The organism is Pseudomonas cistanchae (assembly GCF_054483635.1).
Genome location: NZ_JBTLWN010000001.1, coordinates 601,121 through 625,893 on the forward strand (window position 1 = coordinate 601,121; position 24,773 = coordinate 625,893).

34 protein-coding genes are annotated in these 24,773 nt (G+C 62.0%); 13 read left to right on the forward strand and 21 right to left on the reverse strand.

Annotated features, from left to right (window positions below; translation table 11 throughout):
- Nucleotides 1–43: 43 nt before the first annotated feature.
- On the reverse strand, nucleotides 44–442 hold the full coding sequence (locus tag ACX0MV_RS02765) for a YkgJ family cysteine cluster protein (RefSeq protein WP_458981743.1): 399 nt from the start codon (nucleotides 440–442) through the stop codon (nucleotides 44–46).
- 241 nt (nucleotides 443–683) lie between these two features.
- Between ACX0MV_RS02765 and ACX0MV_RS02770 the strand changes: the two genes are divergently transcribed.
- The 5 genes from ACX0MV_RS02770 (at nucleotide 684) to ACX0MV_RS02790 (ending at nucleotide 5,126) form a co-directional block, all read left to right on the forward strand.
- Complete coding sequence (locus ACX0MV_RS02770; RefSeq protein ID WP_458980967.1) at nucleotides 684–2,546, forward strand: autotransporter domain-containing protein; 1,863 nt, start codon at nucleotides 684–686, stop codon at nucleotides 2,544–2,546.
- Nucleotides 2,547–2,627: 81 nt separating this feature from the next.
- Nucleotides 2,628–3,635, forward strand: coding sequence for a class 1 fructose-bisphosphatase (locus ACX0MV_RS02775; RefSeq protein ID WP_458980968.1), 1,008 nt, complete (start codon nucleotides 2,628–2,630; stop codon nucleotides 3,633–3,635).
- A gap of 5 nt (nucleotides 3,636–3,640) precedes the next feature.
- Entirely contained in the window at nucleotides 3,641–4,237 is a 597-nt protein-coding gene (locus ACX0MV_RS02780) for a DUF924 family protein (RefSeq protein WP_458980969.1), read from the forward strand.
- A gap of 62 nt (nucleotides 4,238–4,299) precedes the next feature.
- Nucleotides 4,300–4,554, forward strand: a complete 255-nt coding sequence (locus ACX0MV_RS02785) for a hypothetical protein (protein ID WP_458980970.1) — start codon at nucleotides 4,300–4,302, stop codon at nucleotides 4,552–4,554.
- Nucleotides 4,551–5,126: a lipocalin family protein gene (locus ACX0MV_RS02790; RefSeq protein ID WP_458980971.1), complete on the forward strand. Its 576-nt coding sequence runs from the start codon at nucleotides 4,551–4,553 to the stop codon at nucleotides 5,124–5,126. The genes ACX0MV_RS02785 and ACX0MV_RS02790 overlap by 4 nt, the downstream gene beginning before the upstream one ends.
- On the opposite strand, the gene ACX0MV_RS02795 is transcribed toward ACX0MV_RS02790, so the two are convergent.
- The gene (locus tag ACX0MV_RS02795; protein ID WP_458980972.1) at nucleotides 5,123–5,566 is read right to left on the reverse strand and encodes a DUF2141 domain-containing protein; all 444 of its coding nucleotides are present in this window, start codon (nucleotides 5,564–5,566) and stop codon (nucleotides 5,123–5,125) included. The two genes, ACX0MV_RS02790 and ACX0MV_RS02795, sit on opposite strands and share 4 nt — an antisense overlap.
- A 34-nt stretch (nucleotides 5,567–5,600) precedes the next feature.
- Here ACX0MV_RS02795 and ACX0MV_RS02800 point away from each other — a divergent pair, with 34 nt between their 5' ends.
- The 4 genes from ACX0MV_RS02800 to darH are packed head-to-tail and all read left to right on the forward strand — an operon-like array spanning nucleotide 5,601 to nucleotide 9,090.
- Nucleotides 5,601–6,518 carry a dialkylrecorsinol condensing enzyme gene (locus tag ACX0MV_RS02800; protein ID WP_458980973.1) on the forward strand — a complete coding sequence of 306 codons (918 nt, stop codon included), beginning with the start codon at nucleotides 5,601–5,603 and terminating at the stop codon, nucleotides 6,516–6,518.
- Nucleotides 6,519–6,537: 19 nt separating this feature from the next.
- The gene (locus ACX0MV_RS02805) at nucleotides 6,538–7,695 is read left to right on the forward strand and encodes a beta-ketoacyl-ACP synthase III (protein WP_458980974.1); all 1,158 of its coding nucleotides are present in this window, start codon (nucleotides 6,538–6,540) and stop codon (nucleotides 7,693–7,695) included.
- Nucleotides 7,685–8,092, forward strand: coding sequence for a DarG family dialkylresorcinol biosynthesis protein (locus tag ACX0MV_RS02810; RefSeq protein WP_458980975.1), 408 nt, complete (start codon nucleotides 7,685–7,687; stop codon nucleotides 8,090–8,092). The genes ACX0MV_RS02805 and ACX0MV_RS02810 overlap by 11 nt, the downstream gene beginning before the upstream one ends.
- The gene (darH, locus tag ACX0MV_RS02815; RefSeq protein ID WP_458980976.1) at nucleotides 8,089–9,090 is read left to right on the forward strand and encodes a BtrH-related acyltransferase DarH; all 1,002 of its coding nucleotides are present in this window, start codon (nucleotides 8,089–8,091) and stop codon (nucleotides 9,088–9,090) included. The genes ACX0MV_RS02810 and darH overlap by 4 nt, the downstream gene beginning before the upstream one ends.
- 92 nt (nucleotides 9,091–9,182) lie before the next feature.
- On the opposite strand, the gene ACX0MV_RS02820 is transcribed toward darH, so the two are convergent.
- From ACX0MV_RS02820 to ACX0MV_RS02845, 6 genes are read right to left on the reverse strand one after another with little or no spacing between them, the layout of a single operon-like run.
- Complete coding sequence (locus tag ACX0MV_RS02820) at nucleotides 9,183–9,740, reverse strand: hypothetical protein (RefSeq protein WP_458980977.1); 558 nt, start codon at nucleotides 9,738–9,740, stop codon at nucleotides 9,183–9,185.
- Complete coding sequence (locus ACX0MV_RS02825) at nucleotides 9,737–10,852, reverse strand: beta-ketoacyl synthase N-terminal-like domain-containing protein (RefSeq protein WP_458980978.1); 1,116 nt, start codon at nucleotides 10,850–10,852, stop codon at nucleotides 9,737–9,739. The genes ACX0MV_RS02820 and ACX0MV_RS02825 overlap by 4 nt, the downstream gene beginning before the upstream one ends.
- Nucleotides 10,849–11,115, reverse strand: coding sequence for an acyl carrier protein (locus ACX0MV_RS02830; protein WP_458980979.1), 267 nt, complete (start codon nucleotides 11,113–11,115; stop codon nucleotides 10,849–10,851). The genes ACX0MV_RS02825 and ACX0MV_RS02830 overlap by 4 nt, the downstream gene beginning before the upstream one ends.
- Complete coding sequence (locus ACX0MV_RS02835; RefSeq protein WP_458980980.1) at nucleotides 11,097–12,284, reverse strand: ABC transporter permease; 1,188 nt, start codon at nucleotides 12,282–12,284, stop codon at nucleotides 11,097–11,099. Before ACX0MV_RS02835 ends, ACX0MV_RS02830 begins: the two co-directional genes overlap by 19 nt.
- Nucleotides 12,281–13,165: an ABC transporter ATP-binding protein gene (locus tag ACX0MV_RS02840; RefSeq protein ID WP_458980981.1), complete on the reverse strand. Its 885-nt coding sequence runs from the start codon at nucleotides 13,163–13,165 to the stop codon at nucleotides 12,281–12,283. Before ACX0MV_RS02840 ends, ACX0MV_RS02835 begins: the two co-directional genes overlap by 4 nt.
- Complete coding sequence (locus ACX0MV_RS02845; RefSeq protein ID WP_458980982.1) at nucleotides 13,158–13,565, reverse strand: ApeP family dehydratase; 408 nt, start codon at nucleotides 13,563–13,565, stop codon at nucleotides 13,158–13,160. Before ACX0MV_RS02845 ends, ACX0MV_RS02840 begins: the two co-directional genes overlap by 8 nt.
- A 99-nt stretch (nucleotides 13,566–13,664) precedes the next feature.
- Between ACX0MV_RS02845 and ACX0MV_RS02850 the strand changes: the two genes are divergently transcribed.
- On the forward strand, nucleotides 13,665–14,219 hold the full coding sequence (locus ACX0MV_RS02850; protein WP_458980983.1) for a methyltransferase family protein: 555 nt from the start codon (nucleotides 13,665–13,667) through the stop codon (nucleotides 14,217–14,219).
- A gap of 13 nt (nucleotides 14,220–14,232) precedes the next feature.
- On the opposite strand, the gene ACX0MV_RS02855 is transcribed toward ACX0MV_RS02850, so the two are convergent.
- On the reverse strand, nucleotides 14,233–14,667 hold the full coding sequence (locus tag ACX0MV_RS02855) for an outer membrane protein assembly factor BamD (protein WP_458980984.1): 435 nt from the start codon (nucleotides 14,665–14,667) through the stop codon (nucleotides 14,233–14,235).
- 137 nt (nucleotides 14,668–14,804) lie between these two features.
- Between ACX0MV_RS02855 and pip the strand changes: the two genes are divergently transcribed.
- A complete protein-coding gene (gene pip / locus ACX0MV_RS02860; protein WP_458980985.1) occupies nucleotides 14,805–15,776 on the forward strand; it encodes a prolyl aminopeptidase in 972 nt (323 codons plus the stop codon).
- Nucleotides 15,773–16,210 carry a D-aminoacyl-tRNA deacylase gene (gene dtd, locus ACX0MV_RS02865; protein WP_458980986.1) on the forward strand — a complete coding sequence of 146 codons (438 nt, stop codon included), beginning with the start codon at nucleotides 15,773–15,775 and terminating at the stop codon, nucleotides 16,208–16,210. Before pip ends, dtd begins: the two co-directional genes overlap by 4 nt.
- 8 nt (nucleotides 16,211–16,218) lie before the next feature.
- Here the strand turns inward: dtd and ACX0MV_RS02870 are convergent, their stop codons facing one another.
- The 3 genes from ACX0MV_RS02870 to ACX0MV_RS02880 all read right to left on the reverse strand — a co-directional run bounded on the left by ACX0MV_RS02870 (nucleotide 16,219) and on the right by ACX0MV_RS02880 (nucleotide 18,076).
- Nucleotides 16,219–16,641 (reverse strand): UPF0158 family protein, encoded by a 423-nt coding sequence (locus ACX0MV_RS02870; protein ID WP_458980987.1) that lies wholly within the window; start codon nucleotides 16,639–16,641, stop codon nucleotides 16,219–16,221.
- Nucleotides 16,642–16,711: 70 nt separating this feature from the next.
- Nucleotides 16,712–17,305 (reverse strand): 2-hydroxychromene-2-carboxylate isomerase, encoded by a 594-nt coding sequence (locus ACX0MV_RS02875; RefSeq protein ID WP_458980988.1) that lies wholly within the window; start codon nucleotides 17,303–17,305, stop codon nucleotides 16,712–16,714.
- 42 nt (nucleotides 17,306–17,347) lie between these two features.
- A complete protein-coding gene (locus ACX0MV_RS02880; protein WP_458980989.1) occupies nucleotides 17,348–18,076 on the reverse strand; it encodes an SDR family oxidoreductase in 729 nt (242 codons plus the stop codon).
- A 100-nt stretch (nucleotides 18,077–18,176) separates the two neighbouring features.
- On the opposite strand from ACX0MV_RS02880, the gene ACX0MV_RS02885 reads away from it, so the two are divergent.
- On the forward strand, nucleotides 18,177–18,671 hold the full coding sequence (locus ACX0MV_RS02885; protein ID WP_458980990.1) for a winged helix-turn-helix transcriptional regulator: 495 nt from the start codon (nucleotides 18,177–18,179) through the stop codon (nucleotides 18,669–18,671).
- An 85-nt stretch (nucleotides 18,672–18,756) separates the two neighbouring features.
- On the opposite strand, the gene ACX0MV_RS02890 is transcribed toward ACX0MV_RS02885, so the two are convergent.
- The 9 genes from ACX0MV_RS02890 to ubiE form a co-directional block, all read right to left on the reverse strand.
- A complete protein-coding gene (locus tag ACX0MV_RS02890; protein ID WP_458980991.1) occupies nucleotides 18,757–19,464 on the reverse strand; it encodes a 16S rRNA (uracil(1498)-N(3))-methyltransferase in 708 nt (235 codons plus the stop codon).
- On the reverse strand, nucleotides 19,461–20,264 hold the full coding sequence (tatC, locus tag ACX0MV_RS02895; protein ID WP_458980992.1) for a twin-arginine translocase subunit TatC: 804 nt from the start codon (nucleotides 20,262–20,264) through the stop codon (nucleotides 19,461–19,463). Before tatC ends, ACX0MV_RS02890 begins: the two co-directional genes overlap by 4 nt.
- A complete protein-coding gene (tatB, locus tag ACX0MV_RS02900; RefSeq protein WP_458980993.1) occupies nucleotides 20,261–20,617 on the reverse strand; it encodes a Sec-independent protein translocase protein TatB in 357 nt (118 codons plus the stop codon). Before tatB ends, tatC begins: the two co-directional genes overlap by 4 nt.
- 3 nt (nucleotides 20,618–20,620) lie before the next feature.
- Nucleotides 20,621–20,860 carry a twin-arginine translocase TatA/TatE family subunit gene (gene tatA / locus ACX0MV_RS02905; protein WP_458980994.1) on the reverse strand — a complete coding sequence of 80 codons (240 nt, stop codon included), beginning with the start codon at nucleotides 20,858–20,860 and terminating at the stop codon, nucleotides 20,621–20,623.
- A 30-nt stretch (nucleotides 20,861–20,890) separates the two neighbouring features.
- Nucleotides 20,891–21,223 carry a phosphoribosyl-ATP diphosphatase gene (locus ACX0MV_RS02910; RefSeq protein ID WP_274087686.1) on the reverse strand — a complete coding sequence of 111 codons (333 nt, stop codon included), beginning with the start codon at nucleotides 21,221–21,223 and terminating at the stop codon, nucleotides 20,891–20,893.
- A gap of 22 nt (nucleotides 21,224–21,245) precedes the next feature.
- Nucleotides 21,246–21,647, reverse strand: a complete 402-nt coding sequence (gene hisI, locus ACX0MV_RS02915) for a phosphoribosyl-AMP cyclohydrolase (protein ID WP_458980995.1) — start codon at nucleotides 21,645–21,647, stop codon at nucleotides 21,246–21,248.
- Nucleotides 21,648–21,727: 80 nt separating this feature from the next.
- On the reverse strand, nucleotides 21,728–23,335 hold the full coding sequence (gene ubiB, locus ACX0MV_RS02920) for a ubiquinone biosynthesis regulatory protein kinase UbiB (protein WP_458980996.1): 1,608 nt from the start codon (nucleotides 23,333–23,335) through the stop codon (nucleotides 21,728–21,730).
- Complete coding sequence (locus tag ACX0MV_RS02925; RefSeq protein WP_458980997.1) at nucleotides 23,332–23,949, reverse strand: ubiquinone biosynthesis accessory factor UbiJ; 618 nt, start codon at nucleotides 23,947–23,949, stop codon at nucleotides 23,332–23,334. The genes ubiB and ACX0MV_RS02925 overlap by 4 nt, the downstream gene beginning before the upstream one ends.
- On the reverse strand, nucleotides 23,949–24,719 hold the full coding sequence (gene ubiE / locus ACX0MV_RS02930) for a bifunctional demethylmenaquinone methyltransferase/2-methoxy-6-polyprenyl-1,4-benzoquinol methylase UbiE (protein ID WP_458980998.1): 771 nt from the start codon (nucleotides 24,717–24,719) through the stop codon (nucleotides 23,949–23,951). The genes ACX0MV_RS02925 and ubiE overlap by 1 nt, the downstream gene beginning before the upstream one ends.
- Nucleotides 24,720–24,773: the final 54 nt, after the last annotated feature.

Consider the following 24,773-nt stretch of genomic DNA (forward strand, 5'->3'; position numbering starts at 1 on the left):
CGCTCATACGCCGTTGGGCCGAGGCGCTCGGCCCAGGTGGCATTCAGGTTTTTGGCTTGTAGGCGCAGTAGCCGGGGCGCGGGCCGATCTTCGGATGGTTGCGACAGGTGTCGGGGCGCTTGTCGTAAATGGTGCACAGGCGCGTCTTGCGATCCAGATAGAGGCAGTCGTTATTACTCATGCGGATGAGGGTGAAGATCCCCGATTTCTGGTTGAAGCGTTCGACGATGCCGTCCTTCTGCAGGCGCTTGGCAATGTTCTTGGGCGGCTCGTCGCGCTCGAACTCGTCCACCACGCCAATCCTGATCAGGTCTTTGAGGCGCACTTCCACCGGCAGCGTGCAGCAACTGGATATACAGCTGTGGCACATATCAGCGGTGTATTTCGCCCAGGTGTCCAGGCGGTCGATTTCTGCGGCGGCGATCAGGTTGTTTTTCATCAGGTTCGGCATGGATGGTTAAGCGGCGGAGGATGATAGCGGCGCTGGTGAATTTGTGAACAAACTTCTGCTGGCTGGTCGGCTTTTCATAGGCGTGCGCTACAACCGTAAGACTGACCAGCGAAGAATTGCGCCGTTTGATTCACCCAAACGGGTGACTCTGCGCAGCGGGTGGTGCATTGGTTCACAAATCTAATTACATTCAGCGTTAGTACAGTCCAATAAAAATAATCAGGGGTATCCCGTGAAACGTCTTCTAACTCCACTAGCGGCGGCGTGCCTGCTTGCATCAGTTTCTTCAATAACCCTGGCGGCGCCTTACTCTGGTCTGGTTGTCTTCGGCGACAGCCTCAGCGATGCCGGTCAATTTGCTGATCCGGATGGTCCACCTGGTGCAACGCGTCGTTTCACCAACCGAGTTGGGCCGACTTATCAGCCAGGCAGCGGCGAAATTTTCGGGTCTACTTCACCGATGCTGTTGGGTGAGCAACTGGGTTTGGGGCCGCAAACGCCTTCAGATTCCGAAGTTGCTGGTGTTGATGAGGGTTCCAACTGGGCTGTTGGTGGTTTTCGGACCGACCAGATTCTCGACTCGATCACTGCGCCGGGCGGTTTCTTGGCCGATCTGAGCAGCCGTGGGCAGACGCTCGATTCCAACACGCTGTTCTACGTGAACGGTGGCGGTAACGATTTCTTGCAAGGCACCATTTTTACCGACGGTGCAGCCGTTTCCGCAGGACGTCTGGCTGATGGTGTAGCGGCTCTGCAAGGTGCAGGCGCGCGCTATATCGTTGTGTCACTACTTCCTGACGTAGGTCGCACTCCGGCAATTTCCGGTACCGGCTTGGCCCCGGCCATTTCTCAGATTGGCAGTGAATTCAATGTCGAACTGATTCGTAGACTAGAGGGGATCGACGCCCAGATCATTCCCCTTAATGTGCCAGCGCTTTTCAGTGAAGTGCTTGAAAATGCAGAATTTTTAGGTTTTGACGCGACCCAGGATTTGATCGGAACCTGTTTCGACGGGTGCGCCAACGAAAACGCTACGTGGGGTATCAACAGTGCGACGCCCGACCCAACCAAGCTGTTGTTTAACGATAGCGTCCATCCGACAACTGCCGTGCAGCAAATCTTTGCTGATTACACCTACTCGCTACTGGCCGCTCCCTGGGAGCTGAGTTTGCTGCCGGAAATGGCGCACGGCACCCTGCGTTCGCATCAAGACCAACTGCGTGCGCAGCTTCTGGGAGATTGGGAAGCCTGGCAACCAGTTGGCCAGTGGCGGTCGATGGTGTCCGCTTCCGGACAGCGTCTCGACTTCGACTCGCAAGACGCCTCCGCAGATGCCGATGGCGACGGTTACAGCCTTAACGTCGGTAGCAGTTATCGGATCGACGAGGCCTGGCGCGTAGGTGTATCGCTCGGCCTATACGAGCAGGAGCTGGAAGCTGGCAATGCCGATTCGGATTACGACATGCGCAGCTACCTGGGCACCGCATTTGCCCAATATCAGCAGAATCGCTGGTGGGCGGACCTTTCAGCCAGTGCCGGCTACCTCGACTATCGGGATCTGCAGCGTAATTTCAGCCTCGGTATTGTCGATGTGGGTCAGGAAGGGGACAGCGAAGGTCAACTTTGGGCATTGAGCGGCCGGGTCGGTTACGACATCGCCCAGCCAGGTAGTGAATGGCATCTGAGCCCGTTTATCAGTGCTGACTACGCGCGAGTCGAAGTCGATGGTTATTCGGAATCGAGCTCAAGTGCTACGGCGCTTACCTTCGGTGATCAGGAACGTACCTCCAAGCGCCTTGGCATTGGTTTGCAGGGGCGCTGGGCGGTTACGGCGAATACCCAGCTCTTTGCGGAAATCGCTCGCGAAAAAGAGTTCGAGGATGACAGCAGTGAGGTTGATATGGCCCTCAACAGCTTGCCGAGCCTCGACTTCACGTTGCAGGGTTATCAACCCGATGATCGTCTGGATCGAGCCAGCCTTGGCGTCCGCCAGCAGCTGACAAGCGACCTGGCCCTCAGTGGTGCCTACAGCTTGCGCCGAGGTGAAGATGATCAGCAGCAGGGCATCAGCTTGTCCTTGAGCCTGGACTGGTAATACCGATGGGCGGCGGCAAGAGGCGCCGCCGCCCATAAAGGTTTAGACTGCGCGCGATTTCTTTCCTTCCCGGAGCCTTCTATGTCGCGCGTTACCCTGAGTCGCTACCTCATTGAGCAGACCCGCAGTCATAACACCCCCGCCGATTTGCGTTTTCTTATCGAAGTAGTAGCGCGGGCCTGCAAGGCCATTAGTCATCAGGTATCCAAAGGTGCGCTGGGCGGCGTGCTGGGCAGTATGGAAACCGAGAACGTGCAGGGTGAAGTGCAGAAGAAACTGGATGTGTTGTCCAACGAGATTCTTCTTGAAGCCAACGAATGGGGCGGCCACCTGGCGGGCATGGCGTCCGAGGAAATGGACAAGGCCTATCAGATTCCAGGTCGCTACCCGAAAGGCGCCTATCTGCTGGTATTTGACCCGCTGGACGGCTCCTCCAATATCGATGTGAACGTTTCGGTCGGCACCATCTTTTCGGTGCTGCGTTGCCCGGACCGCAATGGCGATTGCGGCGACCTCGGCGAGGAAGCGTTCCTGCAGCCGGGCACTGAGCAGGTGTGTGCCGGTTACGCGATCTACGGCCCGCAAACCATGCTGCTGCTGACGCTGGGCAATGGCGTCAAGGGTTTTACCCTGGACCGCGAGCTGGGTAGCTTCGTGATGACTCACGACAACATCAAAGTGCCGGAAACCACCCAGGAATTCGCCATCAACATGTCCAATCAGCGTCACTGGGAAGCCCCTGTGAAGCGCTATGTGGATGAGCTGCTGGCCGGTAAAAGCGGGCCGCTGGAAAAGAACTACAACATGCGCTGGGTTGCGGCGATGGTGGCCGATGTACACCGTATCCTGACTCGTGGCGGCCTGTTCATGTACCCGCGTGACAGCCGCGAGCCTGAGAAGCCAGGCAAGCTGCGTCTGATGTATGAGGCCAACCCGATGGCGTTCATCGTCGAGCAGGCGGGCGGTGCAGCCACCAACGGCCAGCAGCGCATCCTCGATATCCAGCCGACCTCGTTGCACCAGCGTGTCGCCGTGTTCCTCGGTTCTAAAGAGGAAGTCGAGCGCGTCACCGCGTATCACCAGGAGTAGTCGCAATGGCGTGGCAGGCGTTGCTCGATTGGTGGTTCGGCCCCATCACAACGGCTGCCGAAGTCGCTGCGGCGCGCAGTTCGCTGTGGTTCGGCAAGCAGGATGCGCAGGATGCCGACGCGCGTACGCGCTTTGCCGAATCGGTCGAGCAGGCCCTGGCGGGTGAGCTCAAGCACTGGCGCGAGCAGCCCGACGGCTGGCTCGCTGAAGTGTTGCTGCTCGACCAATTGCCGCGGATGATTTTCCGCGACACGCCTCGCGCGTTTTCGGGTGATGGTCGGGCACTCGAAGTGGTGGTCGAGGGCATGAACAGGGGACTGGACACCCAGCTGGAGCCGATCCAGCGGGTGTTCATCTACCTTGTCCTCGAACATGCCGAAGACCTCGCCAGGCAACGCCAGGCTGTCGAATGTTTTACCCGGTTGCGTGACTGTGTGCCGGCGTCCGAGCGGCAGTTATTCAACGACTACCTGGATTTTGCCAACCGCCATTTGCAGGTGATTGCCCGGTTCGGGCGCTTTCCTCACCGCAATGCCATCTTGGGGAGGCCGTCGAGTCAGGCCGAGGCGTTGTTTCTGACACAGCCTGGCTCGCACTTCTGATCGCCGAACATGCTGCGCCTGTGCCAAGCTCAGCCAACAAGACCTTCAATCCGGAGTACTTCATGTCGCTGCGTAATCTTGTATTACTGAGTGCCTGTCTGCTGCTTGCTGCGTGCAGCAAGGTCAATCAGGAAAACTATTCGAAGATCAAAGCCGGCATGCCCAAGGCTGAAGTCGAGAGCCTGCTGGGCAAGCCCCGCGAGTGTGCGGGGGCGATAGGCCTGACCAGTTGCACCTGGGGCGACGAGACGGCTTTTATCAGCGTGCAGTTCGCAGGTGACAACGTCATGATGTTTTCCGGCCAGGGCTTGAAATGACGCGTCTACGCAACGGCGTCAGCTTGCTCGCGCTGACGTTGGCACTGGTGGCGTGCACAGGCTCGTCGAACCAGGGTGAACCACCGAGCACGGCCGGTGATGTGGATCTGCAGCGCTATCAGGGCACCTGGTACGAGTTGGCGCGCTTGCCGATGTTTTTCCAGCGCAAGTGCAAACAGTCCGAAGCTCATTACCAGTTGCAAGCCGATGGCACCATGGCTGTTACCAATCGCTGCCGCACTGCGGACGGCGAGACCATCGAGGCGCGTGGCCAGGCCAGCGCTCAGGTCGAAGGGCGCACCGACAAGCTCTGGGTTCGCTTCGACAACTGGTTCAGCAAGTTGCTGCCCGACGTTGCCAGGGGCGAGTATTGGGTGCTTTACCTCGATTCTGATTATCGGACCGCACTGGTAGGGCACCCCAATCGCGAGTACCTGTGGCTGCTCTCGCGTCAGGCGCAGGTGCCCGAAGTGACCCAGGCGCTAATGCTTGAGCAAGCCAGGCTGCGGGGTTACGACACCGCCGAGTTGATCTGGCGCGCCGCGGACGACGAAATGCCCGCGAAGCCTTAGGGCTTTCGGTTGCTCTGCAGTTTGATATGGATCAGCGTGTCGTTTTTGGCGTGTTCGAACCGGCAGCTCGCCGGTGTTGGTTTGCCCCTGGCCAGCACCGGATTGCCTGAAAAGCCGACCGGCTCCTGGGGGATGCCTCGCCGGCTGAGGTCCAGCCGGCCATTGCCATTGCGGTCCTGATAGACCTGGATGGCATAGCCGCCCGGCGCTACATCGGACAGCCGCGCAACGCCGTCCGTGAGCGTGGCTTGGCGAAGCGGAGTTGTTGGCCAATCCTGCGAGTCGCCTTGCATCAACGCCACATACACGGTGCCACTGGCCTGATCGGCATCGATATTGACCAAAATGTCGCCCGCATGTGTCGAGGAGCAGACCAACAGCAGCATAAACAGTGGGCTGTAGCCGATCCTTGTTACGGTTTGGCGAAGACGCTGTGGCATAATTCGGTCATTTTTTGGCGGGTAGTTGCTAGGAATGCGACAGGTACTGGTGGTCCATTATTCACAAACCGGCCAGCTCGATCGGCTGATGCAGTCGGTGTGCGCGCCATTATTGCAGCAGACGGCGATTCAGGTGGATTTCCTTAACCTCCAGCCTGCACAACCTTATCCGTTTCCCTGGCCGTTTCTCGGTTTTTTCCGGATATTCCCCGAGACCGTGTTGATGCGCCCGCAGCCCTTGCGGCCGATGGCGGTCGATGCGGACAAGCGCTACGACCTTGTGATTCTGGCGTATCAGGTTTGGTTCCTCGCGCCGTCGCAACCGATGACCAGTTTCCTCGCCTCGCCCCAAGCCGCCAGGTTGCTCAAAGGTACGCCCGTGGTGACCTTGATCGGCTGTCGCAATATGTGGCTGATGGCCCAGGAGAAGGTCAAGCAACGCCTGACCGAACTCGGCGCCCGACTGGTGGACAACATCGCCCTGACCGACGCCTGTGGCACCGCCGCGAGCTTTCTGGCGACGCCCCTGTGGATGTTCACCGGGCGGCAGAAACCTTACGGCTGGGTACCGCGCGCCGGCATCGACGAGGCGGAGATTGCCGCCGCCCGCCGTTTCGGCGACGCCATGGCGCTGCGCCTGACTGCCGACGAATCACCGATTGAACAGCCCATGCTCAAGGGCCTGGGCGCTGTGCGTATCGATGAGGCGTTGATTGGCAGCGAGACGGTCGGCAATCGCAGCTTCCAGCTGTGGAGTCGTTTGCTCGCGGCGCTGGGCCCACAGCAGAGCCGTCGTCGCGCTGCCGGGCTGGTGCTCTATATCGTTTTTCTGTTGTGCCTGATCGTCACCGTCGTGCCGCTCAGCAGCCTGTTGAAAAAGTTGCTGGCGCCGCTGTTCAAAGCGCGCATGCAACAGAAGAAGGCCTACTTTGCCGGCCCGTCCGGCGAGTGAAGTGACCCGAGGAACTCCCGTGGTACTACCTGTATTCATCAATCGCATCAGCGCGTTCCTGCCCCACGAACCGGTCAGCAACGAGCAGATGGAAGCCCGCCTTGGTCTGGTCGGCGGCAAGCCTTCGCGGGCGCGCAGCCTGGTATTGCGGCGCAACGGCATCCAGCAGCGCCACTACGCGATCGATCCACAGACGGGTGCACCGAGCATGAGCAATGCCCAGCTCAGTGCCGCGGCGGTGCGCGGCCTTTTAGGTCCCGGCTTCGACATGCACAACCTCGATTGCCTGGTCGCCAGTACCTCCTCGCCGGATCAGGTCATGCCCAACCACGCCGTGATGGTGCAGGGGGAGTTGGGCAACCCGCCATGCGAGGTGGTATCCACTGCGGGCATCTGCCTGTGCGGGATGACCGCCTTGAAATACGCCTGGATGAGCATTGCCAGCGGCGAGAGTCAAAATGCCGTGGCGTGCGGTTCCGAACTTGCGTCCAGCCTGATGCTCGCGCACAACTTCAACGATGAGTACGAGAGCCGGGTCGAGCAGTTGCACAGCCAGCCGGAAATCGCCTTCGAGAAGGATTTTCTGCGCTGGATGCTCTCCGATGGCGCGGGCGCCGTCTGGCTGCAGGCTGAGCCGAATACGCACGGCCTGAGCCTGCGCATCGACTGGATCGACATCCTCTCGTTTGCCGATCAGATGCCGCCTTGCATGTATGCCGGCGCCGACATGCAGAACGGGCGTCTGACCGGCTGGAGCCGCTTCGATGGCGAGGCGCGCAACAGCCGCTCGGTGATGGCAATCAAGCAGGACGTTAAACTGCTCAACGACAATATCGTCAAATACACCGTGGAGCAGACGCTGCAGCGGATCATGGCGCGGCGCCCGTTGCACGTCGACGCCATCGATCACTTCCTGCCGCACTATTCCTCCGAATACTTCCGTGAGCGCCTGGCGGCCGGTCTGGCCAATGTCGGTTTGTCGATTCCACAGGAGCGCTGGTTCACCAACCTGACCAGCAAGGGCAACACCGGCGCCGCCTCGATTTTCATCATGCTTGAGGAATTGTTCAGCAGCGGCCGCCTGCGCGCTGGCGAGCGGATGCTTTGTTACGTTCCTGAAAGCGGGCGCTTTTCCAGCGCCTTTATGCACCTGACGGTGGTTGGCAATGAAGCTTGATGACGTGCCTCAGGATCACAGTTCAACCTACGGTGGCCACTGCAAGCTGGTGTATGCCGTCGACGCCAGCGGCCACTATCAGGGCGCGCAGAGCGACGGCTGGGCGCCTGAGGCGTATGCCACGCAACTGGCGGTAGCCGAGTTGCAGGCGCAGGAGGCGGAGGCGCTCGCCGCCTGGCAGCGTGGCGAGCAGTCGCCGCTGAAGTGCCTGATGTACCGCTATCGGCTCGACGAACCGGCACTCGCGCAAATCACCGGGTTATGGCAATGGCGCATCCGCCGGCATTTCCGGCCCGCCATCTATCGACGCCTGTCGGCCGCGATCCTGGCGCGCTACGCGGAGGCGTTTGGCCTGCCGGTCGAGCAACTGCTTACTTATCAGAAGGACATGGCATGAGCCGTTTCGAGCACCGCCAGAGCGCCCACTGCGAGAGCGGGGTGATGGCCAGCCTGCTGACACACGCCGGCCTGCCGATGAGCGAGCCGATGGCGTTCGGCCTAGCCTCGGGCCTGGCGTTTGCCTATCTGCCGATCGTCAAGCTCAGCGGCATGCCGCTGATTGCCTATCGCATGCCGCCCAGGCATCTGATCAAGACCCTCAGCAAACGCCTCGGCGCACGCCTGCACACGCGTACCTTCGGCGATCCTGAACAGGGCCGTCGCGAGCTAGATGCGGCGCTGGACGCAGGGCGGCTGGCCGGCTTGCAGAGCTCGGTGTTCTGGTTGCCGTATTTCCCGCCGGAGATGCGCTTTCACTTCAATGCGCACAACCTGCTGGCTTACGGCCGTGAAGGCAATGAATACCTGATCAGCGACCCGGTGTTCGAAGAGCCCGTGCGCTGCGCCGCCGAAGACCTGCAGAAAGCCCGTTTCGCCAAGGGTGCGCTGGCCGCCAAGGGGCTGATGTACTGGCTCGACGATGTACCACTGGAGCAGGACTGGGCCAAGTTGATTCGCCAGAGCGTGCTGTCCACCACGCGTATTCTCGACGGTATGCCGCTGCCATGGATCGGCATCCGCGGTATCCAGCACCTGGCCAGGCAGATTGAAAAACTCGATCCGGCGCAGGCCAAGTACAACGCCTTGTACCTGACCCACATCGTGCGCATGCAGGAAGAAATCGGCACCGGCGGCGCGGGCTTTCGCTTTATGTATGCGAGCTTTTTGCAGGAAGCCGGGCAGAAGCTTGGCGAGTCCGCGCTGCAACAAGCGTCAGTGCAGTTGACCGCTATCGGCGACAACTGGCGGCAATTTGCCTCGGCGTGTGTGCGCGCCAGCCGCAACAAGGGCGAGGCGCCGGACTTCCGCCCGATCGCCGAAATGCTGCGCGGCATTGCCGGGCAGGAGCGGGTATTGATGAAAGAGCTGGGCGCCTGGGCCAAGCACAGGGGCTGAGGTAGGTCACCGGAGTCGTAGGGTGCGCCATGCGCACCTCAAGCTCCGTGCGGTGCGATCAGGTGCGCACGGCCTGGGCGGCGCCGCGCACCCTACAGGTCGAGGCGCTGCACCTCGATGCCGGTCGTCAGCGCGGCGAAGCCCGCGGCTGGCGCGCCAGGCTCATCGCCTTCCAGCAGCACGGCCTGTACGCAGAAATCCACGCGCTCATCGCACAGCAGCAGTAGAGCCTGGCCGATCAGCGCGTCCTGCAGGTCCAGCGCAGCAAGGCTCAGCAGCTGCGGCCAGACGTTGGCACCAGCGCCGATAAACAGGTTCGGCCCTTCGAGGCCGAGTTGCTGGGCCACATGAAAGCCCGCCGCGTTGCTGACGCTGTTGACGAACTCGAACGGCTTGGGTTGTTTGTGCTGCACGCACACATCGTCCAGCAGCGCGCCCATGGTCGGCCGCGCCGGGTGGCGCGCGGCGAGGTACAGGCCGCAGTCGCTGCGCACCTGACTCTTCAGCACGGCGGCGGCGAGCAGCGCTTGCAGGATCAAGCGGTCGACTCGCCGCGGCGGGCAGTCGAGCCACTGACCCAGGGCCGTCTTCAACTGCTTGTCGCTGGTGGTGGCCAGCCCGCGAATTTCACTGGCGGCAATGACCTTCATGGGTACGTCTCCGGCGAGCAGGCTTGCAGCACCAGGCTGGCATTGTTGCCGCCAAAGCCGAAATAGTTGGCCAGCAGCACGTCGTCGGGGTCGCCAAAGGGTTCGGCGGTCAGCGGCAGCATGGCTTCGTCGGCGTAGTCGCAGCCCGGCAGCTGGCCATGACGCAGGGCTTCGACCAGCAGCAAGGTTTCGCTTAGCCCGCAGGCGCCCAGGGTGTGGCCGAGCCAGGGCTTGAGTACGCACAGCGCCGGCAGGGCGTTGCCGTAGAGGCGGCGCATGCCATTGCTTTCGGCGTGGTCATTGGCGCTGGTCGCGGTGCCGTGCAGCTTGACCAGCCTGACCTCAGCGGGCGACCGGTTGGCGCTGCGCAACGCGCGCTGCATCACCCAGTCGATATGGCTGCCGTCCTCGCGGGTGGTCGTCAGGCTGTTGGTATCACAGGCACTGAAGCCGCCGAGCAGCCGCGCCAGAGGCGCATGACCGGGTTCTAGGCCGAGCAGGGCGCAGGCATACACTTCGCCCAGGATCAGGCCGTCGCGCGCCGGATGGAACGGCCGGTACTGCCCGCTGCGGCTGGTCAGGTCGAGGGCGCCGAAGCCTTGCATGGCCAGCGCGCTGGGTGTTTCGAAGGCGAGCACCAGCGCGCGTTTGCGTTGCCCGGCGGCGATCAGGCGCGCGCCATACAGCAAGCCGTTGGCGGCGCTGGTGCAGGCGGTATTGAGGGTAAAGGCGTCGGCGAAGCCCCAGCGCTGGCGCAATTGATCGGCTAGCAGGTCGAGAGGGGTGGAGTGCTCATGGCGAAAACCCTGTTCAGCGCTGACCTGGGCCTCCAATGCCTGGATGTCCAGGCCGGTGCTGGCAATGATCAGCAGGCAGTCGTCCCGCGCTAGCGCAGCATCGCCCAGGGTATCGCGCAGCAGCTGGTCGAGACGTTGATCGAGAGACTCGGCGCTGGCGGCGACGCTCAGATAGGGGCGCGGCTGCTGCACTTCATGCAACAGAAATTGCCCAGCCTGGGGACGCTCACCACGACCCAGTGCCTGGACGGCGCTGCTCAGGTCGGCGCCGAGGGCGCTGCGCATTTCGCCGCGTTGCAGGTAAACCGGGGTCACGAGTGCTGCCGGATGTAGGCGGCAATACTGGCGATGGTGTTCAGGATGCGGCGGCCGTCTTTCGCGCCTTCGATGCGCACCCCGTAGGTCTGCTGCAGGGCCAGCGAGACCTGCAGTGCATCCAGGCTATCCATCTGGATACGGCTCTGGCGGCCGAACAGCGGTTCATCGTCGGTGATGCTTTGCCAATCGATATCGTCTTCTTTGTCGCACTCGCGGATCAGCAATTGCTTGAGTTGTTGTTCTAGTAGTGAGTGGTCCATTGCGTTTGCTGTACTCGTCGTTTGAACAGAAGCAGCCCGCCGGTGCCCAGCAATGCGGCGAACAGCAGCAAGCGGGCGCAATAGGGCGCGATATCAGCCAGCGAGCCTTGGCCCACCAGCAGGGTGAGAAAGGCGTCCAGCGCCCAGCTCATGGGTGACAGCTCGGCGAGCTGGCGCATCGCTTCGGGCATCACGCTCTTCGGCACCATGATGCCGCCGATGGCCGCAAGGATGATATTGATCCCGCCACCAAGCAACAACGCCTGCTCGCTGCTGCGCGCCACGGCTGCCAGTAACAGGCCCAGGCAGCAGGTGGCGAGGCTCAGGCTGAGCGCCAGCAGTGCATAGGCGAATGGGCTGCCGGGCAGGCTCAGTGCGGGCAAGCCAAGGGCCGGCAGGCCGAAGACGCCGAGGGCCAGCAGCAGGGCGAATTGCAGCAGATTGATCGCCAGGTACGGCAGCAACTTGCTGATCACCAGGCTGCTCAGGCTCAGGCCCATGGCGCGGAACCGCAACAGCGTGCCGCTCTGCTGCTCAAGCTGAAACCCTGCGGCCATCGGCAGCATGACGAAGAACATGCCGAAAATCAGCCAGGCCGGCACGCTCAACTGGCTGGCGTTGGCCTTGCCGCTCAGATCGCCGCTGGCGAGCAGTTCGTGTTCATCGCTTTGACTCTGGGTGCGCTGTTGCGCCAGTTGCAGGCGCTCTTCGAGCGGCGTCAGTGGATCGACCACGCCGCTGTCCTCCAGATAAGCGAGTAAGCGGGTCTGCGCCAGGGCGATGGTGACGGCGCTGCGCAGGCGCTGGCGGGTCAAGTTGTCGGTCTGCGCCGGAAAGCTCAGACGAGGTCCCCGGTGCGGGTTGTCGAGCAAGGTGGCGGCGAAGTCATCCGCCAGGCCGATGCGTGGCAATGCCCGATCACTGTCATCCAGCAATGTGCTGCCGATCAGCTGGGCCTGCAGCGCGTCGCGAAACACCGCGCTGGAGTCGCTGGGCTGCGGCACCTCGAGTACCAGCTGCAGCGGCGGCGGCTGGTCCTGCAGGTAGCTGGACATGGCGCCGGCCATCAGCAGCAGGAACAGTGCCGGCATCAGAAACAGCACCGCCAGGGCATGGTAGTCGCGCACCAGCAGCAGGCATTCCTTGCGCATCAACGCTTGCAGCCTCATAGCTGGCCCCCGTTGAGGCGCAGGTAAAGCTGCTCCAGTGACGGACGGCCAAAGCGCAGCAGGCATGGCAGCCTGTCCTGGGCCTGGATGAAGGCCACGACTTCCAGCAATTGTGCGCCGTTCAGCTCGGCGACACGCAGGCCGCGGGGCAAGGTCTCGGCTTGCAGCTGCAGGCGCACCAGCAACTCATCGAGTCCGGCGGGCGGCTGGTGTGGCCATTCCAGCAGCAGGCCATGGCTGTTGCCGAGCAGCTGGCGCTTGTCCAGGTCGAGGCGTATGCGGCCTTCATGCAGCAGCAGGATGCGTTGCGCGACTCGCTCGACTTCATCGAGGTAATGGCTGGTGTAGATCACGCTTCTGCCATCGGCAACGAGCTGCTCGACCGCACTCAGCAGTAGCTGCCGGCTGTTGGCATCGACGCCCACGGTGGCTTCGTCGAACAGATACAGCTGCGCCGGTTGCAGCACGCCGATGGCGAAGTTCAGGCGGCGCTGTTCGCCACCGGAAAGTTGCTCGCCGCGCCGCTGCAGCTTGTCGCCAAGGTCAGTGCAGCCAATGCTCAGCTCCATGCGCGCCCGCCGTTCGGCACCGCGCAAGCGATGAAGGTCGGCAAACAGCTCTAGGTTCTCCCGCACCTTCAAGCCGCCGTAGAACGCCAGTTGCTGCGGGACAAGGCCAAGGCTGCGCTCGCCGTGCCAGCGGATACCACCCTGTTGGGGCTGCATTACACCGCTCAGCAGCGACAGCAGCGTAGTCTTGCCTGCGCCATTGCTGCCAAGCAGGCCGAGACACTCGCCGGCCCGCACCTGCAGGTTGATATTCTGCAGCGCCGGCTGCGCGGCGTCGGGGTAGCTATAGCCGAGGTTGTTCAGCTCAAGCATGAACCAGTACCAGCAGGAGTTTGCCGTCGAGCAGCAAGCGCTCATCGGTATGAATACTGAAGGCATAGAGCGCGCCGGCGGGGCTCAAGGCTTGCTGGTTCGCCGCTATGTGCAGAACGCCCTGGCGCTGTGCGGGTTCATGATGCACCTGCAGCTGCGAGAGCTTGCCGATCAAGGCCATTTCAATGGCACTGTCTTCGCCGTATAGGGCACCATGCGCCGCGCACAACTGCGCGGCGGCTTCGAACAACAGGCAAGCCGGGGCGTCGGGTCCGAACGCATCAAGGTGGTGCCAGGCGCTGAGACCCTGAATGTTCAGGGTGTCGTGATCGAGCAGGGCATCCAGCCAAAGCGCGGGACCCTGATGGGGTAGCAGTGTCTGCAGGTACGGGCGATCCATTGCGTACGGTCGGTGCGGGTGGGTCGGCAGTGTAACAGAGGGCCTGCAAGACACGCAGCGCCTGGGTTTGAGCGAATGTAGGCAAGATGAGGAGCAGGCATGCTGGCGTTGCAAGGGTTAGGCTTGTTGCTGGGAACAGTGGTGCTGGCGGGTATTTCCTGGCGATCGCTGCGCCAGCCGAATTCCCATGGCTTTTATCGATTCTTTGCCTGGGAGGCGATCCTCGCCTTGCTGGTGCTCAACACCCCGGTGTGGTTTGTCGACCGATTTGCCCCCCACCAGCTGTGTTCCTGGGCTCTGCTGTTCAGCTCGCTGGCGGTGCTGTTCCTGGGCGTGCACCAACTGCGCCGCGCCGGTCGCCCTGACGGCCAGCGCGAAGGCGCCGAGCTGTTCGCCTTCGAACGCACCTCGCAATTGGTCAGCAGCGGAATCTTTCGCTACATCCGCCATCCACTGTACTGCTCGTTGCTACTGCTGGCCTGGGGTATCTGCTGCAAGCAGGTCAGCGCCCTGACAGTGGGGCTGGCATTGTTCGCCAGCCTGATGCTCTACCTCACCGCCAAGCGCGACGAGGCCGAATGCCTGGCCTACTTCGGCGATGCGTACGCAGCGTATAGGCAGCGCAGTTGGATGTTCATCCCCTGGCTGTTTTGAGCGATTGAGTCGCTCACTCCCACCCAAGGCGCGCGAGTTTCCACTCGCCGTCTTCCAGCCACCACTCCAGCTTCACCCCATAATGACGGGCGCTGTCGGGGATCAGACCCTCGGCGCCGGTCATCGCCACCTGGGCGTCGGTATGGCCCTTTTCGCTGTAGGTGGAGTCGATCTGGCTGGTTTTGCTCAGGGCGATGACCTTGACGTTCTTGTGCCGTAGAAACAGCAGGGTCATGGTGCGCTTGGCCCAGTCGCGGTCGAACTGCTGTTGTGCCGAGAACTCGGGATGCAGTTGCTCAAGCACCGCGCTGGTTTTCTTCGCTTCGAGGTTGTCCTGCAGCTGCTGGACGGCCGCTTCGAGCGCTGCCTGTGGATCATCGTTGCCGCCACAGCCGGCGAGCAGGGCGAAAAACACCAGCAAAGGTAGGGCAAATTTCCATGCTGACATGCTGAATTCCTTTTACATGGTTATGATGCGGGATAAGCGGTAAACGGTTGCGACCATTCGCCACGCAGATTCTGACCAGACAAACAGCCTTGAGTGGTAACTGGTTCGCACCGTACGCATAAAAACAGGAGCGGACCATGCAGACTTTGTATCCGGAAATCAAACCCTACGCCCGCCACGAGCTGGCCGTAGAGGCGCCGCACGTGCTCTATGTGGACGAGAGCGGCACTCCGGATGGATTGCCTGTGGTGTTTATCCATGGTGGCCCCGGTGCCGGTTGCGATGCCCTGAGTCGGCGCTTTTTCGATCCCAATCTTTACCGCATCATCACGTTCGATCAGCGTGGCTGCGGGCGCTCCACGCCGCATGCAAGCCTGGAAAACAACACGACCTGGGACCTGGTCGCCGACCTTGAGTTGATCCGCCAGCACCTGGGTGTCGATAAGTGGGTACTGTTTGGCGGGTCCTGGGGGTCGACGCTGTCGCTGGCCTACGCACAAAGCCACCCTGAGCACGTCCACGCGCTGATTCTGCGCGGCATTTTCCTGTGCCGTCCGCAGGAATTTAAGTGGTTCTATCAGGAGGGTGCGAGCCGGATCTTCCCCGATTACTGGCAGGATTACCTCGCGCCGATTCCCGTTGAAGAACGTGATGACCTGATGCAGGCGTTTTACCGGCGCCTGACTGGGCCTGATCAAATTGCCCAGATGCATGCGGCCAAAGCTTGGTCGACCTGGGAAGGCCGCACGGCGACCCTGCGGCCCAACCCGCAGGTAGTCGATCGTTTTAGCGATACCCATCGGGCGCTGTCGATCGCCCGCATCGAATGCCATTACTTCGTCAACAATGCTTTTCTCGAGCCGGATCAGTTGCTGCGCGACATGCCGAAGATTGCCCATTTGCCGGGAATAATTGTGCATGGTCGTTACGACATGATCTGCCCATTGGAAAATGCCTGGGAACTGCACCAGGCGTGGCCCAACAGCGAGCTGCAGATTATTCGCGATGCGGGCCATACCGCGTCGGAAAGCGGTATTGCCGATGCATTGGTGCGCGCCGCCAGCCAGATCGCCCGGCGTCTGCTTGACCTGCCTCCCGAAGAAGCATGAGGGGTTTGATCCAGCGTGCGGCCGGCGCGCGGGTGGAGGTTGCGGGTGAGGTCGTAGGGGCGATCGAGCAGGGCCTGTTGGTGCTGCTCGCGGTCGAGCCGCAGGACACGCCGGCCCACGTCGCTAAAATGCTGCACAAGCTGCTCAACTATCGGGTATTCAGCGATACGGCAGGCAAGATGAACCTGTCGCTCAGCGACACCGGCGGCGGCCTGCTGCTGGTATCCCAGTTCACCCTGGCGGCCGATACCCGCAGCGGCATGCGCCCGAGCTTTTCCTCCGCCGCACCGCCGGCCTTAGCGGCCGAGCTATTCCAGTTGCTGGTGGAACAGGCCCGGGCAAAGCATCCGCACGTGGCGACCGGGCGCTTTGGCGCCGACATGCAGGTACACCTGGTCAACGACGGACCTGTGACATTTCTGCTGGATGTCTGAGGCGCCAGTCAACGCGCCGGCAACATGTCCAAGCCATTGATCTGCAACCATTCCAGCACATGTTCGCGCATGCGCTGGGCTTGGTAGACCTGCCACTCCCGCTGCGCCTGAGGCAGGTTTTCCAGCAGAAAGTCGAAGGTGCGGAGCGGCTTGCGCCCGTCCAGGGCTTGGCTCAGGGCGACATGGGCGTTGAGGTCGTGGACGCTGGCGAGAAAAGTCGCACGCATGGCCAACTGATCTTCCGGCGTCAGGGGTTCGATGGTCAGGTAGCGGTCGGGCTGCACGTCGTACTTTTCATCGGCGCCGGGGCGCGCCTTGTCACGCACGCGCAGGACGCCGCCGGTTTCCAGATCGAGGAAGTACTCGGCGTCATCCTGGCGCAGCATGGCCTGTTCAATGGGCGTGAGTTCGAGTTTCAGAGAACGCATCATGGTCTGACTCCAGGCTTCATCTGCGTCGACCATAACCCTAGGCGTCGCCCAGATGAAGCCGCCCAGCGCCTCAGCTACTCTTTGCCAGCGCCTCGGCGACGAAATCCAGGCGATCCTGGCCGAAGTGCATCTCGTCGCCGACAAAGAAGGCCGGGGCGCCGAATACGCCGCGTTTGACCGCCTCCTCGGTGTTGTCTTTCAGCCGTTGTTTGACCGTTTCGTCGTTGATCAGGCGCTCGAACTCTGCAACATCCAAGCCTGCCGCGCCCACTATTTCGGCAACGACCTGGGGTTTGCCAAGGTTCTGCTGGCGCACCCAGATTGCCTCGAACACTGCCTGCAGGTAAGGCTGCAACTGGTCGCTGTCGAGATAGCCGGCGGCGCCGCGCATCAGCGTCAGGGTGTTGATCGGGAAGTGCGGGTTGAACGCCAAAGGCACGGCGTATCGTTTGGCGAAGCGGGCGAGATCCTGAAGCATGTAGCGGCCCTTGCTCGGGATCGTCACCGGTGACTGGTTGCCGGTGGCCTTGAACACGCCGCCAAGCAACATCGGTCGCCAGATGATCTGCGCCCCAGCCTGTTCGGCTATCCGTGGCAGTTGGGTCCAGGCCAGGTACGTGGTCGGGCTGCCGACATCGAAAAAGAACTCTACGGTTTTGCTCATTGCATGCTCCTCTGGGAGGTCTTGTTATTGGGCGAGCGCGCTTTAGAAGGTTTCCGTCCAAGGACGCAGGTCCAGCTCATGCACCCAGCAATCCCGTGGCTGGCAATGGATCTGCCAGTAGGTGTCGGCGATATGCTCGGGGTTGAGGATGCCGTCCTGCTCCTTGCGCTGATACAGCTCGGGAAAGTTGTCGCGGATAAACGCGGTGTCGATGGCGCCATCGATGATCGGGTGAGCGACGTGAATGCCCTGGGGACCAAGTTCACGGGCCATGCTCTGGGCCAGGGCGCGCAGGGCGAACTTGGCACTGGCGAAGGCGGAGAAATTCGCCCGGCCGCGCAAGGAGGCGGTGGCGCCGGTAAAGATAATCGTGCCCTGGCCCCGTGGCAGCATGACTTTGGCGGCTTCACGGCCGGTGAGAAAACCGGCCAGCGCAGCCATTTCCCAGACCTTGCGATAAACCCGCTCGGTGGTTTCGGTGATCGAGAACTGCACGTTGGCGCCGATGTTGAAGATCACTGCATGCAGCGGGCCGACCTCGCGTTCGATGGTGGCAAACAGTTCAACTACCTGCTCCTCGACTCGCGCATCGCAGCCAAAGGCCCGTGCGCTGCCACCGGCCGCCTCGATATCCGCGACCAGCGGGCCGAGTTTCTCGGCATTGCGCCGCGCTACGCAGGCGACATAGCCCTCGCGGGCGAAGCGTTTGGCGATGGCGCCGCCGGTGGCATCACCAGCACCCACCACCAGAATTGCTTTGCGTTCGGTCATTGCGTTCTCCGTCAGTTCTGTTTTGGAACCTGGATTGATAGTCGGTTCCATTTTGGAACCTGTCAAGCTATGGTGAGCCATCGCAGTTGGAGACTGGCTTATGCGTTGGGAAGAACTGGCGCAGCAACCCTGCTCCCTGGCCCGCACCCTGTCGGTGGTGGGTGACCGCTGGACCCTGTTGGTGCTACGCGAGAGTTTTCTCGGCATTCGCCGTTTCGATGACTTCGAGAAGCGCCTAGGGATTACCCGCCACGTGCTGGCCGAGCGGCTGAAAAAGCTGGTGGAGGCCGGTGTGCTGGACAAGGTGGCCTATCAGCAGCGGCCGTTGCGTGAGGAATACTGCCTGAGCGCCAAGGGTCGCGATCTGTATCCGGCCATCATGGCCCTGGTGAACTGGGGCGACCGGCATATGAGCGGCGCGGAGGGCGCGCCGATTCGGCATATTCACCGCGCCTGCGGCCAGCCGATGCATGGCGTGCTGGTGTGTTCGGATTGCGGCGAGCCGCTGGAACCGCGCGATGTTCAACTGGAGGAAGCGCCCGCGCTCAAGGGTCAGTTATTGCCGGCGCATTGGCACGAAAAGCAGGCATTGTAGGGTGGATCGGGGCGCGTAGCGGGTGTTTTTCCCATCGACCAGCGCGACTTGGTGGATGGATACGGCACCAGGTCAGGATGCCTGGTTAAAACAAGCGTGCCAGCAAGGCAGTAACCGCAGTTTCCACCCGCAAAATCCGCGCGCCCAGTTGCACCGGTTGCAGGCCGGCATCGGCAAGCTTTTCCACCTCGTAGGGAATCCAGCCGCCTTCCGGGCCGATAGCAAGCGTCACGGCCTGTTTGACTGCCCGTGGGCAGGCCGGGAAGTCGCCGGGGTGGCCGACCAGGCCCAGGGTGCCGGCCGCGATATTTGGCAGTTGGTCTTCGACAAAAGGCTTGAAGCGCTTCTCGATCATGACCTCGGGCAGGACGGTATCGCGGGCCTGCTCCAGGCCGAGGATCAACTGTTCGCGGATTGCTGCAGGTTCGAGGAACGGCGTCTGCCAGAAGCTTTTTTCCACCCGGTAGCTGTTCAGCAGAATCAGCCGGTGCACGCCCATGCTGCTGACGGTTTGCAGCACACGGCGCAGCATCTTCGGACGGGGCAGGGCCAGCAGCAGGGTCAGCGGCAGTTTCGCGGGTGGCGGCTGGTCGAGTTGCACGGCAAGCTCGGCCTGCTCGGCATCCAGACGCACCAGTTGCCCGCTGCCCATCAGGCCATTCAGGCGGCCGACGCGCAGGCTGTCGCCGGCTTCGGCGCGGTGCACTTCATGCAGGTGCTTGAGGCGCCGTCCACTGAGCAGCACACGGTCGGCGGCAATGAAGTCGCCGTCTTCCAGCAGCAGCAGGTTCACGGCTGTGCGGCGGGCGGCTGGTCGTTTGTGGGGCTGTCGGCTTCGGTTTCATCTGCAATGTCTTCTTCGGCGCGGGCCTTGACCAGGCTGCCACACAGCAGGCCGACCTCGAAGAGCATCCACATCGGCACGGCTAGCAGTGTCTGCGAGAACACGTCAGGCGGGGTCAGCAGCATGCCGACGACAAAGCAGCCGACGATCACATAGGGCCGACTTTTGCGCAGGGTGTCGACCTCGACGATACCGACCCAGATCAGCAGGAAGGTGGCGATCGGGATCTCGAATGCCACGCCGAAGGCGAAGAACAGGGTGAGCACGAAGTCCAGGTACTGACCGATATCCGTCATCATCGCCACGCCTTCCGGGGTCACGCTGGCGAAAAAGCCGAACATGATCGGAAACACCACGAAATAGGCGAACGCCATACCGGCATAGAACAGCACGATGCTGGAAATCAGCAGCGGGATGGCGATGCGCTTCTCGTGCTTGTACAGCCCCGGCGCGATAAAGCCCCAGACCTGATGCAGGATGATCGGCATCGAGAGAAACAGCGCGACCATCATGGTCAGCTTGAACGGTGTAAGGAACGGCGAGGCCACCCCGGTGGCGATCATCGTTGCGCCTTCCGGCAAATACGCCCGCAGCGGTGCGGCGACCAGTGCGTAGATGTCCTGGGAAAAGTAGAACAGCCCGGCAAACAGCAGCAGGATGGCCGCAACAATGCGCAATAGGCGCGTACGCAGTTCGGTCAGGTGCGAGATCAGGGGCATTTCCTGGTCGCTGTCCGGTCGTTGGCTCATGGCTGTGGGCTTTTATCCTGGCGGGTGCTGATATCGGTGGCGACTGCCGGCTCTGCCGTCGGTGCAGTGGCAGGGCTCGACGAGGTAGACGAACCGAGCGGCGCGCTGATGCTTTGCTTCATCGCGTTCATTTCCCGCTCCAGGTCGAGAATCTGCTCGTTGTGCAGTTGACGGCGAATTTCGTCCGCACCGATCTCACGCTCCACCTCAGCCTTGATCGCACTGAAGCTGCGCTTGATCCGACCGATCCACAGACCGGCTGTGCGCACTGCGCCCGGCAGGCGATCAGGCCCCAGCACCACGAGGGCGACGACGCCAACCAGCAGCAGCTCGGTAAAGCCGATATCGAACATGGCTTAGTCTTTTTTCGCCGGTTCTTCGACCTTGCGTGCCTGGGCGTCGATAGTATGGCCCTTAGGCTCTTCCACTGCAGGAGCCGGCTTGTCGGCGTCGCCGTTGTCCATCGACTTGCGGAAGCCCTTGATCGCATCGCCCAGGTCAGAGCCCAGGCCTTTGAGGCGCTTGGTGCCGAACAGCATGACCACGATCAGCAGGACGATCAGAAGTTGCCAGATGCTAATGCCACCGAATCCCATGACGCGTACTCCGTAAGTGAAAGAGGTTGATCAGTTTTGCGGGCGCGCAGCTTTTTCCGCGTGCCCGGACAAGCCAAAACGCCGGTCCAGTTCGTCCAGTACCGCCTGGGGGTGCTGGCCAAGGGCGGCGAGCATCACCAGGCTGTGGAACCACAGGTCGGCGGTTTCATAAATCACGTCGCTGCAGTCGCCGCTGACGGCAGCATCCTTGGCGGCAAGAATGGTTTCCACCGACTCCTCGCCGACCTTTTCCAGAATCTTGTTCAGCCCCTTGTGGTACAGGCTGGCGACGTAAGAGCTGTCGGCAGCTGCGCCTTTGCGCGACTCCAGCACTTCGGCCAGGCGACTCAGGGTATCAGTCATGCCTGTGTCACTCATGCCGGTATCACTCATGTTTGTGTCCTGCGGAGTAGATGGCGTGTGGATCCTTGAGCACCGCATCGACGGTTTTCCAGGCGCCATTTTCAAAGACCCGATAGAAGCAGCTTTCGCGTCCGGTGTGGCAGGCGATGCCGCCCAGTTGCTCGACTCCGAGGATGACCACGTCGGCGTCGCAATCGAGGCGCAGCTCATGCAGCTTCTGGACATGGCCGGACTCTTCGCCCTTGCGCCACAGTTTGCCACGCGAACGTGACCAATAGATGGCACGTTGTTCGGCAGCGGTCAGCGCCAGGGCTTCGCGGTTCATCCAAGCCATCATCAGCACGCGGCCGCTTTGATGGTCCTGGGCAATCGCCGGTACCAGGCCGTCGCTGTTCCAATTGATTTCGTCGAGCCAGTCGTTCATTGCAATTCCGTGGTTCACATCGCGCATGCAGCCTGCGCTTATCGGCATTCGCCCAGTGTGCCAGCCGCGGCAGCGACTGGCTATCGGCGCACTATCAGATAGAGGCCACTGGCGCCCATCAACCAGGCCGGCCACGCAGCCAGCGCACTCAAACTGACCGCACTGAACGCGAGCATTACCCCACCGCCCAGGAGCGCTGCGCCGAGCAGACGCAGTGGCCGGTCGCCGCGCGAGTCGCGCCAGGGTGGCGGTGGGTCGTAGGCGTGGGGCTGCGCCATGCGTTCGAGCAGGCTGCGGGTCATGTTGGCCAGGTGCGGAACCTGCTCGACCTGGCTGTGCAGATTGTGCAGCAGGTTTTTCGGGCTGACTCGCTCGCGCATCCAGCGCTCGAGAAACGGTTGCGCGGTATTCCACAGATCCAGGTCCGGGTACAGCTGGCGGCCCAGGCCTTCGATGTTCAGCAGGGTCTTCTGCAACAGCACCAGTTGCGGCTGCACCTCCATGTTGAAGCGTCGCGCGGTCTGGAACAGGCGCAGCAGCAGCTGGCCGAAGGAGATGTCCTTCAAGGGCTTCTCGAAGATCGGCTCGCAGACGGTACGGATCGCCGCTTCGAAGTCGTTGACCTTGGTCTCGGCCGGCACCCAGCCCGAGTCGATATGCAGCTGCGCCACGCGCCGGTAGTCGCGCTTGAAGAAGGCGATCAGGTTGCGCGCGAGGTAGTCCTGATCCTCCGGCGTGAGGCTGCCGATGATTCCGCAATCCACCGCGATGTACTGCGGGTTCCATGGCTGGCGGGTACTGACGAAGATGTTGCCGGGGTGCATGTCTGCGTGGAAAAAGCTGTCGCGAAACACCTGGGTGAAGAAGATTTCCACGCCGCGCTCGGCGAGCAGCTTCATGTCGGTACGCTGGTCTGCCAGGGTCGCGAGGTCGGTGACCTGGATGCCGTAGATGCGCTCCATGACCAGCACTTTTGGCCGGCACAGGTCCCAGTACACCTGCGGTACGTACAGCAGCGGCGAGCCTTCGAAGTTGCGGCGCAGCTGGCTGGCGTTGGCTGCTTCGCGCAGCAGATCGAGTTCGTCGTAGATGGTTTTCTCGTAGTCGCTGACCACTTCAACCGGGCGCAGGCGACGCGCGTCCGCTGACGATTTTTCCGCCACCTTGGCGAGCAGGAACAGCCATGCCAGGTCCTGCTGGATGATCGGTTTGAGCCCCGGCCGAATGACCTTGACCACGACTTCCTCGCCGCTCTTCAGCTGCGCGCCGTGCACCTGTGCCACTGATGCCGAGGCCAGCGGCTGGGTATCGAACCGGGCGAACACCTCCGTGACCTTGGCGCCAAGTTGCGCCTCGATCAACGCCAGGGATTGCGCAGGGTCGAAGGGTGGGACCTGATCCTGCAACCTGGCCAGCTCATCGGCGATATCCGGCGGCAGCAGGTCACGGCGAGTGGAAAGCAACTGGCCGAACTTGATGAAGATTGGGCCCAGTTCTTCCAGCGCCAGACGCAGGCGAGCGCCACGCGACAACGCCAGCGTGCGGCGTGGCAGCCAGCGCCATGGCAAGCCAAAGCGCAGCAGGCGCAACCACAGCGGCAGCGGCAGGGCGAACAGCAGGTCGTCGAGTCGGTAGCGGATGACGACGCGTTGAATACGCAGCAGACGGCGGACGGCGAGCAGTTTCATGCGGTTGGCTTATGGCGGTGAGCGAGGCGCTCGATGCGGGCATCGAGACGGTCGAGGGCCAGTTTCAACTGGTCCAGTTCAGCGAAACGCGCCTCGGCCTCGCGACGACCGACAAGGGCGCGCGATTCTTCGCTGAGGTAATCAGCAAGGTTCAGGCGCAGGCTGTCGAGGGTCTGGCTGGTCCAGTTGGCCTGGTTGCGTAAATGGCCGCTGAGCAGCTGACTGCCAACCGGCCCGAGCCAGCGCGACAGTTCATATTCCCAGTCCAGCTCGAGGTCCTGAAGAATGCCGGTCAGTTCGAGCAACACCGCGCTGTCACCCTCCAGGCTGACATCCGCGCTGTGCAGGATGGCGGTTTTATCTTTGCTGACCGCCAGTCGCAGCAGACTGGCAGCGGGCGCACGCAGGCGGCAGTCCGCTTCACCGGCCCATTGCGCGGCCAGTTGCAAACCTTCGGCGCTGGGCAGCAGGTACAGCTGCAGCGCGGGGGCCGTGCACTCGATCGCAATGACCCGGCCGCCGAGGCGAGCCAGGCGCGGCAGCGCGGTGCTGTCCATCGCCAGCACACGATTGAGACCGAGTTCGACCCCGGCGAACAGCCCGGTCAGCAGCATCAGGGTTTTATACCCCGGTGCAGGGCGACGATGCCGCCGGTCATGTTGTGGTAGGTCACGCGCTCGAATCCGGCTTCGGCCATCATCGCCTTGAGCGTGTCCTGGTCCGGGTGCATGCGAATCGACTCGGCGAGGTAGCGATAGCTCTCGGCGTCGTTGGTGATCAGCTTGCCCATCATCGGCATGAAGTTGAACGAGTAGGTGTCGTAGATCTTTGACAGCAAGGGGCTGGCGGGTTTGGAGAACTCCAGCACCAGCAAACGCCCACCTGGCTTGAGTACGCGCAGCATCGAGCGGATCGCATCCTCTTTATGGGTGACGTTGCGCAGGCCGAAGGCGATGGTTACGCAGTCGAAGTGATTGTCTGGGAACGGCAGCTTCTCGGCGTCGGCCTGGACGAAGGTGACATTGCCAGCGACGCCGCGATCGAGCAGACGATCACGGCCCACCTTGAGCATCGATTCATTGATGTCGGCCAGCACCACTTCGCCGGTCGGGCCGACTAGGGTGGAGAATTTGCGGGTCAGGTCGCCAGTGCCGCCAGCAATGTCGAGTACCCGATTGCCGGTGCGCACGCCGGACAGCTCGATGGTGAAGCGCTTCCACAAGCGGTGCATGCCGCCCGAGAGCAGGTCGTTCATCAGGTCGTATTTGGCGGCGACGGAATGGAACACTTCGGCGACTTTTTCAGCTTTCTGGCTTTCCGGCACGCTCTGAAAACCAAAATGCGTGGTGGGTTCGCTGTCGTTGCTGTTACGCGGATCGTTCATGGCGCCTTACCTGAGCTAAAGAGGGCGAAGCAAAGTGGCGGCCATTCTAAACCG